We start from the raw sequence: 19,328 nt of genomic DNA, 5'->3' as shown, positions 1-19,328 counted from the left end.
AGAACATGAGCACCACCGAGATCAGCTTCTTCAAAGGCAAGCAGGGCGTCCGGATCGCCGACTTCATCGCGTTCGTGGCGGACCGCAAGACCGAGCAGGTCCTGAAGAGCTTCGTGCTCGAACAGGCGATGCCGCACGTTCACATCGCCGTCGGCAACGTGGACGACGCCATCGCGCATCTGTCGAAGATCGAGCGATCGCCGCTCTTTCTGCTCGTCGATCTGGAAGGATCGGTGATGCCGCTCTCCGACCTCGGCCGTCTCGCGGAAGTGTGCGAGCCCTCGGTGCAGGTGGTCGCGATCGGGGAGCGCAACGACGTCGGCCTGTTCCGCAGCCTGCTCAAGATCGGCGTGCGCGACTATCTCGTCAAGCCGCTGACGGTCGAGCTGCTCAAGCGCACCGTCAACGTCTCCGAGGGCAAGGTGAGCCCGGTGACGCTCGCGCGCGCCGGCAAGACCATCGCGTTCGCGGGCGCGCGCGGCGGCGTCGGCGTGACGACGCTCGCGCTCAATCTCGCGCGTTATCTCGCCGAGGACACGCATCGCCGCGTGGCGTACGTGGACCTGAAGATGTGCGGCGGCGCCGCCAACAGCATGCTCGGCACGCAGAGCAACAACGGCCTCGTCGACGTGCTGCAGAACGTGCATCGTCTCGATCCGCAATATGTCGAACGCACGCTGGTCTCGAACGGCAGCCGCCTGTTCATCCTGTCGGCGGATATCGACTACGGCACGACGAAGCAGTTCGAGCCGGGCGCGCTGCGCCGCGTCGTCGAGCTCTTGTGCGACAGCTTCCACTACGTGATTCTCGATATCGGCGATCCGAACGGCCCGCTCGCCGCCGAAGCCTTCGATCACGCGTCGCGCGTGTATCTCGTCGCCGACCGCTCGGTGCATGCGACGCGCGAGACGATCCGCATGCTGCGCTACATCGAGGATCGCGACAACAATCCGCCGACTTCCGTGGTGCTCAACAATCCGAACGCGGCGGCCGCAGGGAAGGTGCAGCAAACGGATTTCATGACGGCGATCGGCCGCACCGTGCTGCACGAAGTGCAGTTCGAGCCGAAAGCGCTCGCGACCGCCGAGAACCTTGGCGAAGCGCCGGTCGAGCGCGCGCAGAACGGCTTCACGCAGACTATCGCGCGCATCGCCAATGACCTCACCGGCCAGCACGCGACGGTCGAGCGCTCGTTCCTGAGCAAGTTCAAGCTCCGGAGGGCGTGATGTTCGGGCAAAAGCAGGTGCGCGCGGAGCCGCCGTCCGATTCCCGCGACGGCGCGAACGGACAGCCGCAAGGTGAGGCGCCGCCGCTTTCGCTCGTCGAGAAGCAGGCCGCCGCGCCCGCGCCTGCGCCCGTGCGCTCGCAGCAGCCGGACGGCAACGAAGCGCTCGTGCGCTCCGATCTCTTCAAGACGATCCGCGCGGGCGTCTTCGCGGCGATGAATCCGTCGGCGGCCGTCGGCAAGACGCGCGAGCAGATGAAGCCTGCGGTCGAAACGCTGGTGCTCGATGTCGCGGAGCGCGAGCGCCTGAACGTCACGATCGCGGAGCAGGTGCAGATCGTCGGCGAGCTGCTGAACGACATGTTCGGTCTCGGCCCGATCGAACCCTTGCTCGCCGATGAAACCATCACCGACGTGCTCGTCAACGGTCCCGATCAGGTCTGGGTCGAGCGGCACGGCCGGCTCGAACTGACCAACTGCAAGTTCCGCGACAACGCGCACGTCGTCAACGTCGCGCAGCGCATCGCGGCGGGCGTCGGACGTCGTGTCGACGAAAGCAGTCCGATGGTCGATGCGCGTCTCGCCGACGGCAGCCGGGTAAACGTCGTGCTGCCGCCGCTCGCGATCCACGGCGCGTCGATCTCCATCCGCAAGTTCTCGAAGCGCAACATCACGCTGCATCGCATGGCGACGCAGGGCAACCTGTCCGCGCAAATGGCGACCGTGCTCAAGCTCGCGAGCACATGCCGCCTCAACATCATCGTGTCGGGCGGCACCGGGTCGGGCAAGACGACGCTGCTCAACGCGCTGTCTCATTTCATCGGTCACGGCGAGCGCACGGTGACGATCGAGGATGCGGCCGAACTGCAACTCGTGCAGCCGCACGTCGTGAGTCTGGAGACGCGGCCGGAGAATGCCGAAGGTCTCGGCGCCGTGACGCAGCGCGATCTCGTGCGCAATGCGCTGCGGATGCGCCCGGACCGCATCATCCTCGGCGAAACGCGCGGCCCCGAAGCGTTCGACGTGCTGCAGGCGATGAATACCGGCCACGACGGTTCGATGACCACGATCCACGCGAACACGCCGCGCGACGGCATCACGCGTCTCGAATCGATGGTGATGATGGCGAACGGCAACCTGCCGCTCTTGTCGATCCGCCGGCAGATTGCGAGCGCCGTGCATTTCATCGTGCAGATCGAGCGCATGCGCGACGGCATGCGGCGCGTGACGCGCATCACCGAGCTCGTCGGCATGGAGGGCGACGTCATCATCACGCAGGATCTGTTCACGTTCCGCTACGACGCGAGCGCCTACAGCGAAGAAGTGAAGGGCGTCTTCGAAACCGCCGCCGTGCGTCCGGCCTTCGCGCAGCGCGCCGCGTACTACGGCCTCGAAGATGCGCTTCTGGAAGCGATGAAGCCATGAACCTCGTCAATCTCATCACCGTCGCTTCGTTCGTCTGCGTGATGCTGTTCGGCGTGATGGTCGTCATCGTGCAGGACATGCGCAACAATCAGCCGCCGTCGCGCATCCGCCAACGCATGCAGACATCGTTCGCCGGGCGCGGCGCGAACGTGGCGAAGGCCAGCAAGCACGATCTCGACATCTTCCACGTCAATCGCCACGAGAACGCTTTCACGCGCTGGACCGGGCCGCGCCTCGCGCGCCTGCGCACGGTCGCGGGCGCGAACGGCCTTCGTATCGTGATCGTCGCGACGCTCGCGGGCGAGCTCGTCGCCGTCATCGTCAACCGTTTCGCGCCGATGCCGGATTTTCTGCCGCCGCTCGTGTCGATCGGCCTGCCGGCGCTCGCGCTGACCCAGTCGTACCGCTTTCTCGTCGAGCGTTTTCGCAAGCGCTTTCTCGACGGCTTCCCCGACGTCATCGACATGATCGTGCGCGCGGTGCGTGCGGGCGTGCCCGTGACGCAGGTGATCGGCAGCGCGGCGAGCGAATGCCGCGAGCCGCTCAAGAGCGAGTTCCAATTGATGGCCGATTCGCTGCAGGTCGGACTCGATCTGGAAGAAGTGCTCGCGGTGGCGATGCGGCGCATCGAGATCGCGGATTTTTCGTTCTTCTGCGTATGTCTGCTGCTGCAGCGCGAAACCGGCGGCCAGCTCGGCGAGACATTGGAAAACCTGTCGGGCATCGTTCGCACGCGCCGCGAGATTCGCCAGAAAACCAAGGCGCTGACGGGCGAGGCGCGCATCACGACGAAGATTCTCGCGGCGATTCCGGTTGTCATCATGGGATCGATGTATGCGCTCAACCGCGACTATCTGATGGTGCTGTTCAACACCGATTCGGGTAACAACGTGCTCACGTTCGGCGTGATTTCCATCGTCGTGGGCCTGATCGTGATCGGCAAGATGTCGAAACTCGATACCTCGCGATGAACCAGAACCAGTTCGAAACGCTCATCAATCTGCTGATGCTGTTCGGTCTGTTCGCCGCGCTCGCCATCTGGTGGATGACCAAGCACGGCGGCACGCGCGGGCGCATCGCGGAGCGCGCGCGCATGGCCGCGGCCACGCACCGCTCCGACAACGTCGCGACGGACGACGACGGCGATACGATGACGCGCGGCGAGCGCGTGATGCGCCGGCTCGCGCGCATCGGCGACAAGATCCCGTTCTTCGATGCGAAATATCGGCTCAAGCTGCAGAAGGAAATGGTGCGCAGCGGCTATCGCAGCAACCTCGCGGTGTCGATCCTGCTCGCGGTGAAATTCTTCTGCGGGCTCGCCTGCGCGGCGGCCACCGTGATGCTCGGCTCGCGCATTCCGATGGTCGGCGCGTATCCGGCCGCACGCGGCATCGCGATGCTGATGGTGTTCATCGTCGGCATGATCCTGCCGGAGTACGTGGTCGCGTTCCGGGCGTCGCGCCGCCGCAAGATGATGGCCGGCTGCCTGCCCGATGCGCTCGATCTGCTCGTCATCTGCACGAACGCGGGCAACAGCCTGGGCGTGTCGATCCGGCGCGTGGCCAACGAGCTGAAGACGATCTGCCCGCCGCTCTCCGACGAATTCGCGCTCGCCGCCGACGAGCTCAAGCTATCCGGCGACAGCACGCGCGCGCTCAACAATCTCGCCGAGCGCATCGATCTGCCGTCGATTCGCGCGCTCATCTCGACGCTCACGCAGTCGATGCGCTACGGCACGCCCATCACGCAGGCGCTGCGCACGCTGTCGCGCACCGAGCGTCTCGCGCATATCGTCTCGCTCGAAGAGAAGGCCGCGAAGCTCGCGCCGAAGATGGTCGTGCCGATGATGCTGTTCATTCTGCCCGCCATCATCTCGATCGCGGCGGGCCCTGCCGTCATTCAGTTGCTTGCGTTCATCGCGGGAAATAAATGAAGCCATCCATCCAACGCACCGCGCGTATCGCGGCACTCGCCTCCATGCTCGCACTCGTGCTGGCCGCCACCGGCTGCACGACCACCGTGCGCCAGGTGACCGAAACGCGCCCCGTGCTGCGCAACTCCGCGCCGAGCACGATGAGCGAACTGCGCATCGCCGACACGGCGCTCGAATCGAACAACTTCGAGCTCGCGACTTCGCTGTACGAAAAGATCGTGCAGGCCGATCCGAAGTCCGTGCCCGGCCTGACGGGTCTCGGCAACACGCTGTACGGCGTCGGCGATTTCACGCGCGCGGGCGTCTACTATCAGCGCGCGAGCCAGATCGATCCGAAGGCGACGCCGCCGCTCATCGGCATCGCGCGCGTGGCGATTCATCAACGACGTTTCGCCGACGCCATCGCGACGTATCATCGCGTGCTCGCGATCACGCCGAACGATCCGCTCGCCTGCGCGGGCCTCGGCGCGGCGCTCGATCTCTCCGGCGATCACGCGCACGCGCAAGCGCTGCTGCGCGAAGCGCTGATCGCGAATCCGGGCGATCCGATGCTGTCGCTGAATCTCGGTCTTTCGCTCACGCTGTCGGGCGATCCGCGTCAGGGCGCGAACGTGCTGCTCGACGTGACGCGCTTTCCCGCCGCGCCGCCGCAAGCGCGCCAGAATCTCGCGCTCGCGTACGGCCTGCTCGGCAACGATGAAGCCGCCGCCGCGATCCTGTCGCGCGATTTGCCGAAGGCGTCGGTGCGCGACAACCTGCGTTACTACGAACTGCAGCGCGAGCGCGACGGACAGACGAGCGCGCAGCCGTCGAAGAGCGTCGCCGTCTCCGCGATCGCGACGCCCAAGGTCCAGGCGGCGAGCGTGAAATGATCTTGCGCGCGCGGTCGCTCGGAAACCGCCGCTTCTGGAAGCGCATCGCGCGCGACGAGCGCGGCGTATCGGCGATCGAGTTCGCGATCGTCGCGCCGGTGCTGTTCATCCTGATTCTCGGCACGGTCGAAGTCGCGCTCGACATGATCGTCGACGCCTCCGTGCAATACGCGGCGCAGCAGGCCTCGCGCGCGGGGCTCACGACGACCGATCCGTCGAGCGGCACGCGCAGCCAGGAGGCGGCGCGCATCGTCAACAACATTCTCGGCGGCTGGAAGAACATCAACGGCACCGTCGATATCAAGACCTACGCGTACGACTCGTACAACGATATTTCCGCAGGCAACTACGAGGACACGATGGGCGGCTTCGGCGATGTCGTGCTCTACCAGATCACGGTGACGATGCCGACCTTCTCGGGCATTCCGAAGCTCTTCGGCATCAACTCGATGACCTTCCAACGCAACTATCTCGTGCAAAACGAAAAATGAAGCCCGTCAGCGCAACGATGCGATCCCCGTTCGCGGCGGCCGTCACGCGACGCGCGCGCTCGGTGTCGAAACGGCTCATGCGCTCGGAGCGCGGCGCCGTGACGATCGAATTCGTGATCGTCGTGCCCGTGATGCTGCTGATCCTGCTCGGCTTCACCGAGCTGTATCTGTACATGCGCGCCGTGAGTCTCGTCGAGCATACGGCGTTCACGCTCGCGGATTCGATCGGCCAGATGAGCAACGTCATCGACGACACGTCGGACAAGAACAACGCGACCAACGCGAACAGCCTCACGTCGATCTGGGCGGCGGCGGTCACGCTCGCGCAGCCGAACACGCTCGACAGCAAGGGCGGCGTCATCATCACGGCGATCTGCGACCAGAATGTGAACTGCAATTGCACGCAGATGGGCGGAACGCTCGCGCAGACCAAGGGCACGCCGGCGATCATGTGGAGCGCGAAGCCGAAATGGCAGCCGACGGGCATGACGTCGAGCGTCACGGCGACGAAGGTCGTGCCGAGCAACTGGCCGTTCCGCTACGGCGATTCGGCGGTGGCGATCGAAGTCTTCTACCGTTACACGCCGTTCTCGATGACCGCGCCGTTCTGGCGCAGCGCACCGGGCGAGACGACGATCTACGAGCGCGTCTTCGTTCGTCCGCGCAACGGGCAGGTGCTGGCGCTCTCGAACCCATCCTCGACCTTGTCGACATCGCAATGCGAAAGCAGCACGGCCCTCTGAGCGCGCGCAGCGCGCGCAATCTGGTGTGCGGCGACGAGGGCGCCGTCACGATGATGTTCGCGATCTGCGCGAGCATGATGATCGGCTCGATGTGCATGGCCATCGACTCGATCCACTACGAAATGACGCAGGCGCGCATGCAGATGGCGCTCGACGTCGCGACGCTCTCGGCGGGCGCGGATCTCGCGCACTACGACACCACCAAGCCCGCCGATCTCGCCAACTGGAAGACCGACGCGCGCGCGTTCTACGACGTCAACATGCCGTCCGGCTATCTGTCGCTGAACATGCCCAACGCGAATTTCTCGGCGTCGGTGACGGGCGCGCCCGCGACGGGGCAGACCATCAAGCTCTCGGCATCCGGCTCGATGCCGCTGCTCGCGCCGGTCTTCTTCGGCAAGGCCAAGACGGACACGGGTTCCGACAGCGGCAACAACCAGACCAATCCCGACACGGCGACCGTCAGCGCGAGCAACGCGGCGCTGCGCCTGCCCAAGAGCACGCTCGAACTGGTGATGGTGCTCGACAATACCGGCTCGATGTCCGACTACGCGAACACCAAGGACTACACGGCGGGCACGAAGATCACGGGCTTGCGCGCGGCCGCGCAGAATCTCGTCACCAGCATCTTCCAGTCGTCCACGACCGATTCGTATGTCGGCCTCGTGCCGTTCACGACGATGGTCAACGTGAAGAATGCGTTGCAGCCCACCGGCAAGTGGATCACGCCGCTGTTCGACAACTACAACGCCCAGCATATGTCGATGACCGCCAGCAAGAACTGGAAGGGTTCGGGCTGGGGCGGCTGCGCGGTCGAGCCGCGCGACGCGGGCGGCAACCTGCGCGCGGAGGCCTACGAGCCGGCGTCGTCGCCGAACTTCAGGCCCTTCTTCTGGAACGTGCCGAAGAACAGCTTCTCGGTCTACACGTACACCAAATCGACGAAGAACAAGATCACCACCTGCACGATCAACAGCAACCCGACCGTCACGGTCGGCGCGCCGCTCACGTATCTCACGAGCGGCAGCGTGACGACTTCGTGCGGTACGACATACTCGGGCGCAACGCCGCCCGCGATTTACGACCAGTGGTACGTCAATTCGAGCAGCAATTCGACTTCAACCACGACCTACGATCAGAACGGCAATACCAACTACGGCACCAACGGTCCGTGCAACATCGCGCCTGCGCTCTTTCTCACGAAGAGCCAGAGCGATCTGACGACCGCCATCACCAACATGAAGGCGGCCGGCTCGACGCTGATCCCGACCGGTCTCCTGTGGGGCTGGCGCATGCTGAAGTCGTCGTGGTCGGACAATGTGGCGGGCGCGGGCAACGGCTTCATTTCGACCGACACGTCCTTGCCGCGCCCGGAGACGACGCAGGGCTTGCAGCGCGTGGTCATCGTGCTGACGGACGGCGAGAACGATCCGGGCGGATCGACGGGCTTCATGCCGCCGCAGGCATTCAACGGATTGTCGGGCGTGGGCCGCGCGGATCTGACGTCGAGCACGGTGTTCCCCAAAGGCCCCGGCTCGATGGGCTCCGTCGACGACATCAACACCTACCAGCTCGCGGTGTGCTCGGCGATGAAGCAGGACGGCATCATCATCTATTCGATTACGTTCGGCACTTACGGAACGGATACGGCCAGCGTGAGCGCGCAGACGACGATGCAGAACTGCGCGAGCCCCGGCAACTACTATCACGCGCCGAGCAACACGACGCTCAATCAGATCTTCCAGCAGATCGCGGGCAATCTCGGCGTGCTGCGTCTTACGCAGTAAGGTTTTCGGGCGAGGCGGGCACGCACGTTGCTCGCTTCGTCAGGGCAAGTCCACTTCACCAAGGAGGTCCGACATGCCCGAAAAGAAAACTCTCGAGCGCGCGGCGAAAGCCAAACGCGAAGGCAAGTCCCCGAGCACGCAAGCCGGCGCATTCGTGAAGGAGCAGATCGATCACGTCCGCGAGGGCAAGCACGGCGCGAAATCGGCGAAGCAGGCCATCGCCATCGGTTTGTCCGAGGCGCGTCGCTCAGGCGTGAAGATGAAGCCGCCGAAGAAGGGCACGGCGTCCGAGGCGACACGCAAGAAGGCCGCGCAGGACACCAAGGCCGCGCATCGGACGAAGAAGAGCCCGAGCACGGAGTCGAAGGCGAAGCGCTCGGCAACGTCCACGCGCGTGCTCAAGCGCGAAAGCACCAAGGCCGCTTCGCACAAGTCGCTGTCGCGGCAGACGCATGCAGCCGCGAGCCGGCGCTCGGCGGCGGATCGCTCGGCAGCCGCGAAGAAGGGCTGGGCGACGCGCCGCAGGAACGCGGCCGCGAAGTCCAAAGGCTCGCATGCGCGTCACGCATCGCGTTGAGTCGGCAGCATCCGGGCGTACGACACGGCCATCGTCGCGAGTTCCTGCGCGGCGGGCGTGAGCGGCACGCCCGCGCGGCGCAGCAGGCAGACGGGCGTTCTCCCCGCACGTTCGGCGATCGGCACGATCTCGACGTGCTCGCGAAAGAACGGATGTCCGGCGAGGCTCGCGGGTTCGAGCCCGAGATAATCGCTCGACGCAAGGCAATGCAGCGTGTCGAAGACCGCTTCGGTCGTCGCGGCGATGCGCGGCGGCGCGAGCTTCGCGTGCTCGAAGAGCGCCGATAGCTTGTTGGCCGGCGCGCCGCCGCCGCGCTGGCGTGTGCTGACCCATTCGGCGTTCTGCAAGTCGGCCAGTGCGCGCGAACGTGCGAGCGGATGACCGCGCCGCGCGATCACCGCGACGTCGGAATCGAAGAGCGGCGTCGTTTCCATGTCGTGGATGTCCGCGCCCGGTGCGATCAGCGCGAGCGCGAAATCGAGGCTGCCGTCGCGTACCCACGAAGTCAGCATCCGCGACGTCGCGCTCGTCAGATGCACATCGATGCGCGGACAGCGCTCCCGATAGCTCGCCAGCAGCGCGGGAAAAAGCCGCATCGTCGCTTCGGCCGCGAGTCCGAGCGCGACGCGACCCGTCAGTTCGCCGCGCAACTGGCGCATCTCGTCTTCCGTCTTGCGGCATTCCCCCAGAATCAAGTCGGCGCGTACACGCAAGCGCTCGCCGATCGGCGTGAGCCGCGCGCCGCGCACGTCGCGTTCGAAGAGCGGCCCGCCCGCGATCGCTTCGAGCTTCTGCAACTGCTGCGTGATGCCGCTTTGCGCAACGTCGAGCCGGCGCGCGGCGGCGCGCACGCTGCCCGCATCGGCGACGGCGACGAACATGCGCAACTGCGTGAGAGTCAGATCCACGTTCGGCGTCTCCGTCGGGTGATCTCAAAAACTGAACATGATAAGCAAAACGCCTCTTTTTGCGAGCGTTTTGGGCCCGTACCATCGGTGGCCACAATCAGGAGGCACCGCGTTCATGCTCAGACTCAGCACGCTTTTTCTCGCCGCCGCGCTCGCCGCCGCCGCGCCGGTTCACGCTAAAGACGCCGACACCTTGCGCCTCGGCATCGATCCCGGTTATCCGCCGATGGACGTGAAGACGCCCGATGGCCACGTCGCGGGCTTCGACGTGGATCTCGGCGATGAAATCTGCCGCCGCATCGCGATGCGCTGCCAGTGGGTCGAACTCGAGTTCTCGGGGATGATTCCCGCGCTGCAGGCCCGCAAGATCGACGGGATCATGTCGTCGATGGCGATCACCGACAAGCGCATGAAGCAGATCGCTTTCTCCACCAAGCTCTTCCAGTTCCGCTCGCGGCTGATCGCGAAGCAGGGCGCGCCGCTCACGGCGAGCGCGCAGGGCTTGCGCGGCAAGCGCATCGGCGTGCAGAGCGGCAGCCAGTTCGAAACCTACGCGATGAAGAACTGGCAGCCGGGCGGCGTCGAAGTGGTCGCGTATCAGAGCATGGACGGCGTGCTCAACGATCTGACCGCGGGACGCATCGATGCCGCGCTGCTCGGCTCCGTCGAAGCGGAGCACGGCTCTCTGAAGACGCCGCGCGGCGCGGGCTTCGCGTTCGTCGGCGAGCCGCTGTCGATGGGCGATCACGGCGTCGGCATGGGTCTGCGGCAGGAGGATGCGGCGCTGAAGGCCCAGGTCGACAAGGCCGTGGGCGACATGCGCGCGGACGGCACGTATCAAAGAATCGCGCGCAAGTATTTCGATTTCGACGTCTACGGCGACTGAACATGCACACTCAACGTCATCCGCTCGTGTCGACGACGCTCGGCACGTCGCGCGAACTCGTCAGCTTTCATTTCGGCGATGCCGCGAACGGCGAAAGCGTTTATCTGCAAGCGTCGCTGCACGCCGACGAAACCCCCGCCATGCTCACCGCGTGGACCTTGAAGCAGCGTCTCGCCGCGCTCGAAGCCGAAGGGCGCATGCGCGGCGAAATCGTGCTGGTGCCGGTGGCGAATCCCATCGGCTTGTCGCAGCATGTGCTCGGGCAATTCCTCGGGCGCTTCGAGGCGAACAGCGGCCACAACTTCAACCGCGATTTTCCGATGCCATCCGCTGCCGCGCTGATCGAACGCGTGGGCGCGCGCTTATCGTCCGGCGATGCCGCGCACAACGCGCGTCTGCTGCGCGGCGCGCTCGTCGAGATGCTCGGCGAAACGACCGCGAAGAACGAGTTCGAATCGCTGCGGCTTGCGCTGCTCGGGCTGGCGTCGAAAGCGGATGTCGTGCTCGATCTGCATTGCTCGCTCGAAGCGACGATGCACATCTACACGAGTCCCGCGAGCTGGCCCGCGATCGAGCCGCTCGCGCGCTATCTCGGCGCGAACGGCGTGCTGCTGGCGACGGATTCGGGCGGTCAATCTTTCGACGAGGTTCATGCGCTTTTGTGGAACGAGCTGCGCGAGCGCCTCGGCGATGCAACGCCGCTCGGCGCGCCGAACATTGCGGCGACGATCGAGCATCGCGGCCAGCGCGATGTCGATTACGACACGGCGTCGCAGGATGCGGAGGCCATCGTCGATTTTCTGATCGCGCGCGGCGTGATCGAAGGCGAGGCGAAGGACGCGCCGCCGCTCGCGCAAGCCGCGACGCCGCTCGCGGGCAGCCAGCAACTGACGGCGCCGGCGAGCGGGATCGTCGTGTATCGCGCGAAAGTGGGCGCGCGGCTGCAAGCGGGCGATCCGGTGTTCGATATCGTCGATCCGGTCACCGACTCGGTGACGACCGTCACGACGGCCAACGACGGCGTGTTCTACATGCGACGCGCGGTCCGCTTCGTGTACGCGGGCGCGCCGATGGGACGCGTAACGGGTGAGAAGGCGATCAGGAGCGGGGTGTTGATCGGGGCGTGAGCGCGCCGAGCGCGTGTTTTCACTGCTCGCTAGAATGACTCCTCGCTTTCGAGGAGTCTCGCCATGCTGGATTTCGCACGCCACGCGCGCACGCTGACGCTCGATATCTCTTACGCCGATTCCGGTCCCGCCGACGCGCCCGTCGTGCTGCTGATCCACGGATGGCCGGATGCGGCGCGCGCGTGGAATGCCGTGGCCGCGCGGCTCAACGACGCCGGCTATCGAACCGTCGTGCCGGAGTTGCGCGGGGCGGGCGGCACGCGTTTCCTGCGCGACGACGCCGTGCGCGACGGCTCGGGCGTCGCGCTCGCGCGAGACGCCGTCGATCTCGCCGATGCGCTCGGCATCGCCACGTTCGATGTCGTCGGCCACGACTGGGGCGCGCGCGCCGCCTACACGATCGCCACGCTGTTTCCCGAGCGCGTGCGCCGCATGGCCGCGCTCGCGCTGGCGTATCAGCCGCGCGGCGTCTTCGAATTGCCCGACTTCTCGCAGGCGCGGCGCTTCTGGTACCAATGGTTCATGTCGCTCGACGGCGGCCCGGACGCCGTCGCCGCCGATCCCAAAGGCTTCGCGCGCATCCAGTGGGACACATGGTCGCCGCCCGGCTGGTTCGACGAAGCCGAATTCGCGGCGACGGCGCGCGCATTCGACAATCCCGACTGGGTGCCGATCACGCTGAACGCGTATCGCCGGCGCTGGCGGAGCGATCAGCCGTCCGATCCGGCGCTCGCCGATCTGTACGCGCGGCTTGCGACGAACGATCGCATCGGCGTACCGGCCTTGATGATTCAAGGCGGCGCGGACGCCTGCGACGAACCGGCGAGTTCGGAAGGCCAAGCGCGCTACTTTACGGCGGGCTATCGGCGCGTCGTTATCGATGGCGCCGGCCATTTTCCGCTGCGCGAGGCGCCGGATGCCGTCGCGGATGCGGTCATCGAACATCTGAAGTGATCGCCGAGCAGGCGAGCGCCTTGCGCAGTGTCACCGGACACTTCCGACACGTTTGGCGGCGAACACTGTATGCGTGTACAGTACTGATCGCTATGGCGGCCACGCACTTCCGAACACTCGTGCGACCTCGTCGAACACTTCGAGGGTGCCGCCTAACTCATTGAACCGGTTGAAAAATTGGCATCGAATAACGCAATCCGCATTCGCGGCGCACGTCAGCACAACCTCAAGAATCTCGATCTCGACCTGCACACCGGCCAGATGACGGTCGTGACCGGCCCGTCCGGTTCCGGCAAGTCGAGCCTCGTGTTCGACACGCTCTACGCGGAAGGCCAGCGGCGCTACGTCGAAACCTTCAGCGCGTACGCGCGCCAGTTTCTCGACCGGATGGACCGTCCGCATGTCGATCGCGTGGACGGCGTGCCGCCCGCGATCGCCATCGACCAGACGAATCCGGTGCGCAGTTCGCGTTCGACCGTCGGCACGATGACCGAACTGAACGATCATCTGAAGCTCTTCTACGCGCGCGCCGCCGAACTTTTCGACAAGAAGACGTCGCATCGCGTGCGTCACGACACGCCCGAGACGATCTACGCCGAACTGCTCGAACGCACGCGGGCCGATGATCCGCGTCTCGCGATCACGTTTCCGGTCGAATTGCCCGACACCGCGAGCGACGAGGAGGTCGAGCAGTGGCTCTCCGCGAGCGGCTATACGCGCGTGCAGGCGAAACGCCACGTCGAAACCGCAAGCGGCAAACGGCAGATGCTCGATGTCGTCGCGGATCGTTTTCGCTTGCAGAACATCGAGCGTTCGCGTGCGCTGGAGGCGATCGAAAGCGCGTTGCTGCGCGGCACGGGCCGCGTCGACGTCTATGTGCTGAAAGACGAAGGCGAGCCGGAGATCTGGCGTTTTTCCACCGGCCTGCACAGCCCGGAAAGCGATCTGCGCTACGCCGATCCGCAGCCGGCGCTGTTCTCGTTCAATTCCGCGTATGGCGCTTGCGAGACATGCCGCGGCTTCGGACGCGTGATCGGCGTCGATTACGGTCTCGTCATCCCCGATGAAAAGAAGACGCTGCGCGAAGGCGCGATCAAGACATTGCAGACGCCCGCGTGGAAAGAGAACCAGGACGATCTCGTGCGCTACGGCGCGAAGGCGGGCATTCGCCTCGGCGTGCCGTGGAAGGATCTCACGCAGCAGGAGCGCGACTGGGTCATCAAGGGCTCGCCGGACTGGACGGGCAAGTGGCAGAACCAGTGGTACGGCGTGCAGCGTTTCTTCGATTATCTGGAGTCGAAGGCGTACAAGATGCACATCCGCGTGCTGCTGTCGAAATATCGCAGCTATACGACGTGTCCGGTGTGCGCCGGCGCGCGTCTGAAAACCGAATCGCTGCTGTGGCGTCTCGGCACGAAGGAACAGGCCGACGCAGTGCTTGCGCCGCAAGATCGCTTCATGCCGGAAGGCGTCGACTGGACGCGCGCGCAACTCGAAGCGCTGCCGGGCCTCACGGTGCACGATCTGATGCTGATGCCGATCGAGCGCATCCGCCGCTTCTTCGATTCGCTGACGCTGCCATCGACCTTGCTCGACGAAGCGCTCAAGCTCTTGCACGCCGAGGTCCGCACGCGCCTGAAATATCTCTGCGATGTCGGTCTCGGTTATCTGACGCTCGATCGCCAGTCGCGCACGCTGTCCGGCGGCGAAGTGCAGCGCATCAATCTGACGACCGCGCTCGGCACGTCGCTCGTGAACACGCTGTTCGTGCTCGATGAACCGAGCATCGGTTTGCATCCGCGCGATCTGAACCGCATCGTCGAAGCGATGCATCGTCTGCGCGACGCGGGCAATACGCTCGTCGTCGTCGAGCACGATCCGTCGGTGATGCTCGCGGCCGATCGTCTCATCGACATGGGACCGGGTCCGGGCGAGCGCGGCGGGCAGATCGTCTATGACGGCGCACCCGACGACATTCAAGTCACCGACACACTCACCGGCGCGTATCTCGGCGGCCGCAAGCATGTCGCGCATGCGTCGAACTGGAATCGCCGCGTCGTCGATGCGAACACGCCGCGCCTCACGCTCGAAGGCGCGAGCGATCACAACCTGCGCGACGTGACGGTCGACATTCCGCTGCAACGTCTCGTGTGCGTGACGGGCGTATCGGGCTCGGGCAAATCGACGCTGATCCAGGACGTGCTCGCGCCCGCGCTGATGCGTCACTTCGGCAAGGCGACGGAAGCGCCCGGCGCGTATCGCGACCTGAAGGGCGCGGAGCATTTGAGCGACGTCGTGTTCGTCGATCAGTCGCCGATCGGCCGCACGGCGCGCTCGAATCCGGCGAGCTATGTCGGCGCGTTCGACGAAATTCGCAAGCTCTATGCGAAGGCGCCGCTCGCGTTGCAGCGCGGCTATAGCGCGAGCATGTTCAGCTTCAACTCGGGCGATGGACGCTGCCCGACGTGCGGCGGCTCGGGCTTCGAGCACGTCGAGATGCAGTTCCTGAGCGATGTCTACTTGCGTTGCCCCGATTGCGACGGACGCCGTTATCGCGCGGAAATCCTCGAAGTGAAGATCGAGCGCGGCGATCGTCAGTTGAGCGTCGCCGATGTGCTCGAGCTGACGGTGAGCGAAGCCGTCGCGCTGTTCGCCGGCGACAAGGAAGTGCTGCGCGTGCTGCAGCCGATCGTCGATGTCGGTCTCGAATACGTGAAGCTCGGCCAGCCCGTGCCGACGCTTTCGGGCGGCGAGGCGCAGCGTCTGAAGCTCGCGGGCTTTCTCGCCGAAACGTCGCAGACCAGCAAGAGCGAAAGCCGTCTCTTCATGTTCGACGAGCCGACGACGGGCCTGCATTTCGACGACATCGCGAAGTTGATGCAGGCACTGCGGCGCCTGCTCGAACGCGGTCATTCGCTGATCGTCATCGAACACAATCTCGATGTGATTCGCGCGGCCGACTGGATCATCGATCTCGGTCCGGAAGGCGGCGATGGCGGCGGGCAGCTCGTATGCGTCGGCACGCCGGACGATGTTTCGGCATGCGAACAATCGCATACGGGCCGCGCGCTGGTCGAATACGAAGAAGCGATGGCGCCCGGCGCGGCTCAAAAGCGCGCGGGCGTGCCGCTGCAACTCGCGGCGGAAGTCGCGAGCGCGCGACGTGCGTTGCAGGGCGAGAACGTGGTGCGGATCGTCAACGCGCGCGAGCACAATCTGAAGTCGCTCGATGTCGATATTCCGCATAACAAGTTCAACGTCGTGACGGGCGTGTCCGGTTCGGGCAAGTCGACGCTCGCATTCGATATTCTTTTCCACGAAGGTCAGCGCCGTTACCTCGAATCGCTGAACGCATATGCGCGCTCCATCGTGCAGCCGGCGGGCCGTCCGGAAGTCGATGCCGTCTATGGCATTCCGCCGACCGTCGCGATCGAACAGCGCCTGTCGCGCGGCGGACGCAAATCGACGGTCGCGACGACATCCGAAGTCTGGCACTTCCTGCGCTTGCTGTACGTGAAGCTCGGCATTCAGCATTGCATTCACGATGGCACGCCGGTCCAGTCGCAAAGTTCCGAATCGATCGCCGCGCAGATCATGCGCGATTTCAAGGGGCAGCATGTCGGACTGCTCGCGCCGCTCGTCGTCAATCGCAAGGGCGTCTATACCGATCTCGCGAAATGGGCGAAGGCGCGCGGCAATACGCATCTGCGTGTGGATGGCGAATTTCTGCCCGTGAGTCCGTGGCCGAAGCTCGATCGCTTCCGTGAACATACGATCGAATTGCCGGTTGCGGATCTAGTCGTGTCGGCGGACAACGAAGCGGAACTGCGGCGTTTGCTCGACGACACGCTCGAAATCGGCAAGGGCGTCATGCATCTTTGCGCGCCGCTCGATGAACTGCATGGGTCGTGGCACGACGGCGCGCGTCGCGGCAAGGAAGAAACGCGCGTGTTCTCGACGAAGCGCGCGTGCCCCGTTTGCGGCACGAGTTATCCGGAGCTCGATCCGCGCATGTTCTCGTACAACAGCAAACACGGCTGGTGCAACACATGCGTCGGGACGGGCGTGAAGCTCACGCGCGAACAGCGCGCCGCGTTCGACGACACGCTCTTCGCGCAAGACGATCGCGGACGCGAGCAGAGCATCGGCTCGGTCGATCAGGAACCGGACGATATCGTGGATCAGCCCTGCCCGGAATGCGAAGGCACGCGTCTGAACGATGTTGCGCGCGCCGTCACGTTCGGCAATTATCCGATCACGGAAGTCGGACGATGGACCGTCAGCGATACGCGCGAGTGGATTGCATCGCTCAAGCTCAAGGGCCGCGATGCGGATATCGCGCGTGACGTGGTCAGTGAAATCGAAGGGCGCTTGCAATTCCTCGAAGAAGTCGGGCTCGGCTATTTGAGCCTCGATCGCGCCGCACCGACGCTTTCCGGCGGCGAAGCGCAGCGCATCCGTCTCGCGGCGCAACTCGGCAGTAATCTGCAAGGCGTGTGTTACGTGCTCGATGAACCGACCATCGGTTTGCATCCGCGCGACAACCTGATCCTGCTCTCCGCGCTCAAGAAGCTGAACGACAAGGGCAATACGCTCGTCGTCGTCGAGCATGACGAAGACACGATTCGCCGCGCGGATCACATCATCGATATCGGGCCGGGCGCGGGCAAGCGCGGCGGTACGGTCGTCGCGCAGGGCAACGTGACGGATCTCGCGGCGCACAAGGCGTCGCTCACGGGCCAGTTCCTTGCGAATCCGATCGTGCATCCGTTGCAGCCGCGCCGCGAAGTGCGCGCGGCGACCGCGAAGCGCGCCGCCGTGCCGGAGCAATGGCTGACGGTCGAAGGCGCGACGCTGCACAACTTGCGCAACGTGACGGCGACGATGCCGCTGAATCGGCTCGTCGCGATTACGGGCGTGTCGGGTTCGGGCAAATCGACGCTCGCGCGCGACGTGCTGATGACGAACCTGCTCGATGCCGTCGGCCGTTCGGTGTTGTCGTCGCCTGCGGTGCGGCGCGCGCGCAAGGCCGCGCAAGCGGACAAGCCCGCTGCCGGGTCGCGCGCCAGCGTGCTCGCGCGCGAAGCGCCGCGTCCGACGTTCGATGTCGCGCATGCGTGGCAGGGCTGCGCGGGCGTCACCGGTTTCGAGGCTATCGATCGCGTGCTCGAAGTCGATCAGACGCCGATCGGCAAGACGCCGCGTTCGTGCCCGGCCACCTACATCGGCATGTGGAACACGATCCGCAAGCTCTTCGCCGATACGCTCGAAGCCCGCGCGCGCGGCTACACGCCGTCGCGTTTCTCGTTCAACACGGGCGATGGCCGTTGCCCGGCATGCGAAGGCCAGGGCGTGCGGACCATCGCGATGAGCTTCCTGCCCGATGTCAAAGTGCCGTGCGACGTGTGCCACGGCCAGCGCTTCAATCCGGAAACGCTCGCGGTGACATGGCGCGGCAAAAACATCGGCGAAGTGCTGACGATGGAGATCGACGAAGCCGTCGAGTTCTTCGCGTCGATGCAGAGCATCGCGCATCCGCTGCAATTGCTGCGCGATGTCGGCCTCGGCTATCTGACGCTCGGCCAGCCGTCGCCGACGCTGTCGGGCGGCGAGGCGCAGCGCATCAAGCTCGTCACCGAACTGTCGAAAGTGCGCGACGACGTCACGCGGCGCGGCCAGAAGCCGCCGCACACGCTTTATGTGCTCGATGAGCCGACCGTCGGCCTGCACATGGCGGACGTCGCGAAGCTGATACGCGTGCTGCATCGTCTGGTGGATGGCGGGCATAGCGTGATCGTCATCGAACACGATCTCGATGTGATCGCCGAAGCCGACTGGGTGCTCGATCTCGGCCCGGAAGGCGGCGTGAATGGCGGCACGATCGTCGCGGCGGCGGACCCGGACACGCTCGCGACGCATCCGCGCAGTCATACCGGCGCTGCGCTGCGGCCGGTTTTGGCGCGGACACGGGAGACCGAAAATGCTGCGTGATCTCGATACGCTGATCGCGTCGATGGAGCCCGAACTGCAGCCGGGCGCGTACGTGTTCGCGTCGCTGCCGCACGATGCGGTGGCGAGCGGCGCGGGCATCGTCGCGACGTTCCGCGAGCGCGAGGGATTGACGGTCGTGATGGAAGAAAGCGCGGCGCAGGCGGCCGGCGTCGCGCCGCTCTTTCGCGCGGCCTGGATCACGCTGACCGTTCATTCGGATCTGAACGCGGTCGGTTTGACGGCGGCGTTCGCGCGTGCGCTCGGCGAGGCGAACATCAGTTGCAATGTGATTGCGGCGGCGTATCACGATCACATCTTCGTTCCGGTCGAAGAGGGCGAACGCGCCGTCGAAGTCCTTCGGGATTTGCAACGCGCTGCTGGTAAGCTTTCGGCCTCATCAAAACCATGA

General features: G+C 65.3%; 15 protein-coding genes. 14 read left to right on the top strand and 1 reads right to left on the bottom strand.

All coding sequences use genetic code 11. The annotated features are described in order from the left end of the window. Nucleotides 1-5 precede the first annotated feature (5 nt). The 9 genes from QCE49_RS30625 (at nt 6) to QCE49_RS30585 (ending at nt 9,053) form a co-directional block, all read left to right on the top strand. Entirely contained in the window at nt 6-1,226 is a 1,221-nt protein-coding gene (locus QCE49_RS30625; protein ID WP_008352922.1) for an AAA family ATPase, read from the top strand. Continuing rightward, on the top strand, nt 1,226-2,650 hold the full coding sequence (locus QCE49_RS30620) for a CpaF family protein (RefSeq protein WP_008352923.1): 1,425 nt from the start codon (nt 1,226-1,228) through the stop codon (nt 2,648-2,650). Before QCE49_RS30625 ends, QCE49_RS30620 begins: the two co-directional genes overlap by 1 nt. Beyond that, nucleotides 2,647-3,621, top strand: a complete 975-nt coding sequence (locus QCE49_RS30615) for a type II secretion system F family protein (protein ID WP_175979508.1) — start codon at nt 2,647-2,649, stop codon at nt 3,619-3,621. The genes QCE49_RS30620 and QCE49_RS30615 overlap by 4 nt, the downstream gene beginning before the upstream one ends. Then, complete coding sequence (locus QCE49_RS30610) at nt 3,618-4,583, top strand: type II secretion system F family protein (RefSeq protein ID WP_175979507.1); 966 nt, start codon at nt 3,618-3,620, stop codon at nt 4,581-4,583. Before QCE49_RS30615 ends, QCE49_RS30610 begins: the two co-directional genes overlap by 4 nt. Beyond that, the gene (locus tag QCE49_RS30605; protein ID WP_250458008.1) at nt 4,580-5,455 is read left to right on the top strand and encodes a lipopolysaccharide assembly protein LapB; all 876 of its coding nucleotides are present in this window, start codon (nt 4,580-4,582) and stop codon (nt 5,453-5,455) included. The genes QCE49_RS30610 and QCE49_RS30605 overlap by 4 nt, the downstream gene beginning before the upstream one ends. Next, on the top strand, nt 5,452-5,946 hold the full coding sequence (locus QCE49_RS30600; protein WP_008352927.1) for a TadE/TadG family type IV pilus assembly protein: 495 nt from the start codon (nt 5,452-5,454) through the stop codon (nt 5,944-5,946). Before QCE49_RS30605 ends, QCE49_RS30600 begins: the two co-directional genes overlap by 4 nt. Further along, nucleotides 5,943-6,689, top strand: a complete 747-nt coding sequence (locus QCE49_RS30595; protein WP_250458007.1) for a TadE/TadG family type IV pilus assembly protein — start codon at nt 5,943-5,945, stop codon at nt 6,687-6,689. The genes QCE49_RS30600 and QCE49_RS30595 overlap by 4 nt, the downstream gene beginning before the upstream one ends. Beyond that, entirely contained in the window at nt 6,665-8,476 is a 1,812-nt protein-coding gene (locus QCE49_RS30590) for a TadE/TadG family type IV pilus assembly protein (RefSeq protein ID WP_250458006.1), read from the top strand. The genes QCE49_RS30595 and QCE49_RS30590 overlap by 25 nt, the downstream gene beginning before the upstream one ends. Nucleotides 8,477-8,549: 73 nt before the next feature. After that, nucleotides 8,550-9,053, top strand: coding sequence for a DUF6496 domain-containing protein (locus tag QCE49_RS30585; protein WP_008352931.1), 504 nt, complete (start codon nt 8,550-8,552; stop codon nt 9,051-9,053). On the opposite strand, the gene QCE49_RS30580 is transcribed toward QCE49_RS30585, so the two are convergent. Then, entirely contained in the window at nt 9,038-9,961 is a 924-nt protein-coding gene (locus QCE49_RS30580) for a LysR family transcriptional regulator (protein WP_250458005.1), read from the bottom strand. The two genes, QCE49_RS30585 and QCE49_RS30580, sit on opposite strands and share 16 nt — an antisense overlap. A gap of 115 nt (nt 9,962-10,076) precedes the next feature. Here QCE49_RS30580 and QCE49_RS30575 point away from each other — a divergent pair, with 115 nt between their 5' ends. The 5 genes from QCE49_RS30575 (at nt 10,077) to QCE49_RS30555 (ending at nt 19,328) form a co-directional block, all read left to right on the top strand. Then, a complete protein-coding gene (locus tag QCE49_RS30575; protein ID WP_250458004.1) occupies nt 10,077-10,847 on the top strand; it encodes a transporter substrate-binding domain-containing protein in 771 nt (256 codons plus the stop codon). Between the two features lie 2 nt (nt 10,848-10,849). Continuing rightward, the gene (locus tag QCE49_RS30570) at nt 10,850-11,974 is read left to right on the top strand and encodes a succinylglutamate desuccinylase/aspartoacylase family protein (RefSeq protein WP_250436021.1); all 1,125 of its coding nucleotides are present in this window, start codon (nt 10,850-10,852) and stop codon (nt 11,972-11,974) included. Between the two features lie 63 nt (nt 11,975-12,037). After that, nucleotides 12,038-12,928: an alpha/beta fold hydrolase gene (locus tag QCE49_RS30565; RefSeq protein ID WP_250458003.1), complete on the top strand. Its 891-nt coding sequence runs from the start codon at nt 12,038-12,040 to the stop codon at nt 12,926-12,928. 177 nt (nt 12,929-13,105) lie between these two features. Continuing rightward, nucleotides 13,106-18,919, top strand: coding sequence for an excinuclease ABC subunit UvrA (gene uvrA, locus QCE49_RS30560; protein WP_250458002.1), 5,814 nt, complete (start codon nt 13,106-13,108; stop codon nt 18,917-18,919). Then, nucleotides 18,909-19,328: an ACT domain-containing protein gene (locus tag QCE49_RS30555; RefSeq protein ID WP_250458001.1), complete on the top strand. Its 420-nt coding sequence runs from the start codon at nt 18,909-18,911 to the stop codon at nt 19,326-19,328. The genes uvrA and QCE49_RS30555 overlap by 11 nt, the downstream gene beginning before the upstream one ends.

The organism is Caballeronia sp. LZ008 (assembly GCF_031451435.1).
In the GTDB taxonomy this organism is placed as follows: domain Bacteria; phylum Pseudomonadota; class Gammaproteobacteria; order Burkholderiales; family Burkholderiaceae; genus Caballeronia; species Caballeronia zhejiangensis.
The sequence above is the reverse complement of the archived record's forward strand: the minus strand, read 5'-3'. Positions and strand labels throughout refer to the sequence as shown.

Coding starts and splice junctions, on each gene's coding strand:
- QCE49_RS30625 (WP_008352922.1), top strand. CDS start 6: ATGAGCACCACCGAGATCAGCTTCTTCAAAGGCAAGCAGGGCGTCCGG.
- QCE49_RS30620 (WP_008352923.1), top strand. CDS start 1,226: ATGTTCGGGCAAAAGCAGGTGCGCGCGGAGCCGCCGTCCGATTCCCGC.
- QCE49_RS30615 (WP_175979508.1), top strand. CDS start 2,647: ATGAACCTCGTCAATCTCATCACCGTCGCTTCGTTCGTCTGCGTGATG.
- QCE49_RS30610 (WP_175979507.1), top strand. CDS start 3,618: ATGAACCAGAACCAGTTCGAAACGCTCATCAATCTGCTGATGCTGTTC.
- QCE49_RS30605 (WP_250458008.1), top strand. CDS start 4,580: ATGAAGCCATCCATCCAACGCACCGCGCGTATCGCGGCACTCGCCTCC.
- QCE49_RS30600 (WP_008352927.1), top strand. CDS start 5,452: ATGATCTTGCGCGCGCGGTCGCTCGGAAACCGCCGCTTCTGGAAGCGC.
- QCE49_RS30595 (WP_250458007.1), top strand. CDS start 5,943: ATGAAGCCCGTCAGCGCAACGATGCGATCCCCGTTCGCGGCGGCCGTC.
- QCE49_RS30590 (WP_250458006.1), top strand. CDS start 6,665: ATGCGAAAGCAGCACGGCCCTCTGAGCGCGCGCAGCGCGCGCAATCTG.
- QCE49_RS30585 (WP_008352931.1), top strand. CDS start 8,550: ATGCCCGAAAAGAAAACTCTCGAGCGCGCGGCGAAAGCCAAACGCGAA.
- QCE49_RS30575 (WP_250458004.1), top strand. CDS start 10,077: ATGCTCAGACTCAGCACGCTTTTTCTCGCCGCCGCGCTCGCCGCCGCC.
- QCE49_RS30570 (WP_250436021.1), top strand. CDS start 10,850: ATGCACACTCAACGTCATCCGCTCGTGTCGACGACGCTCGGCACGTCG.
- QCE49_RS30565 (WP_250458003.1), top strand. CDS start 12,038: ATGCTGGATTTCGCACGCCACGCGCGCACGCTGACGCTCGATATCTCT.
- QCE49_RS30555 (WP_250458001.1), top strand. CDS start 18,909: ATGCTGCGTGATCTCGATACGCTGATCGCGTCGATGGAGCCCGAACTG.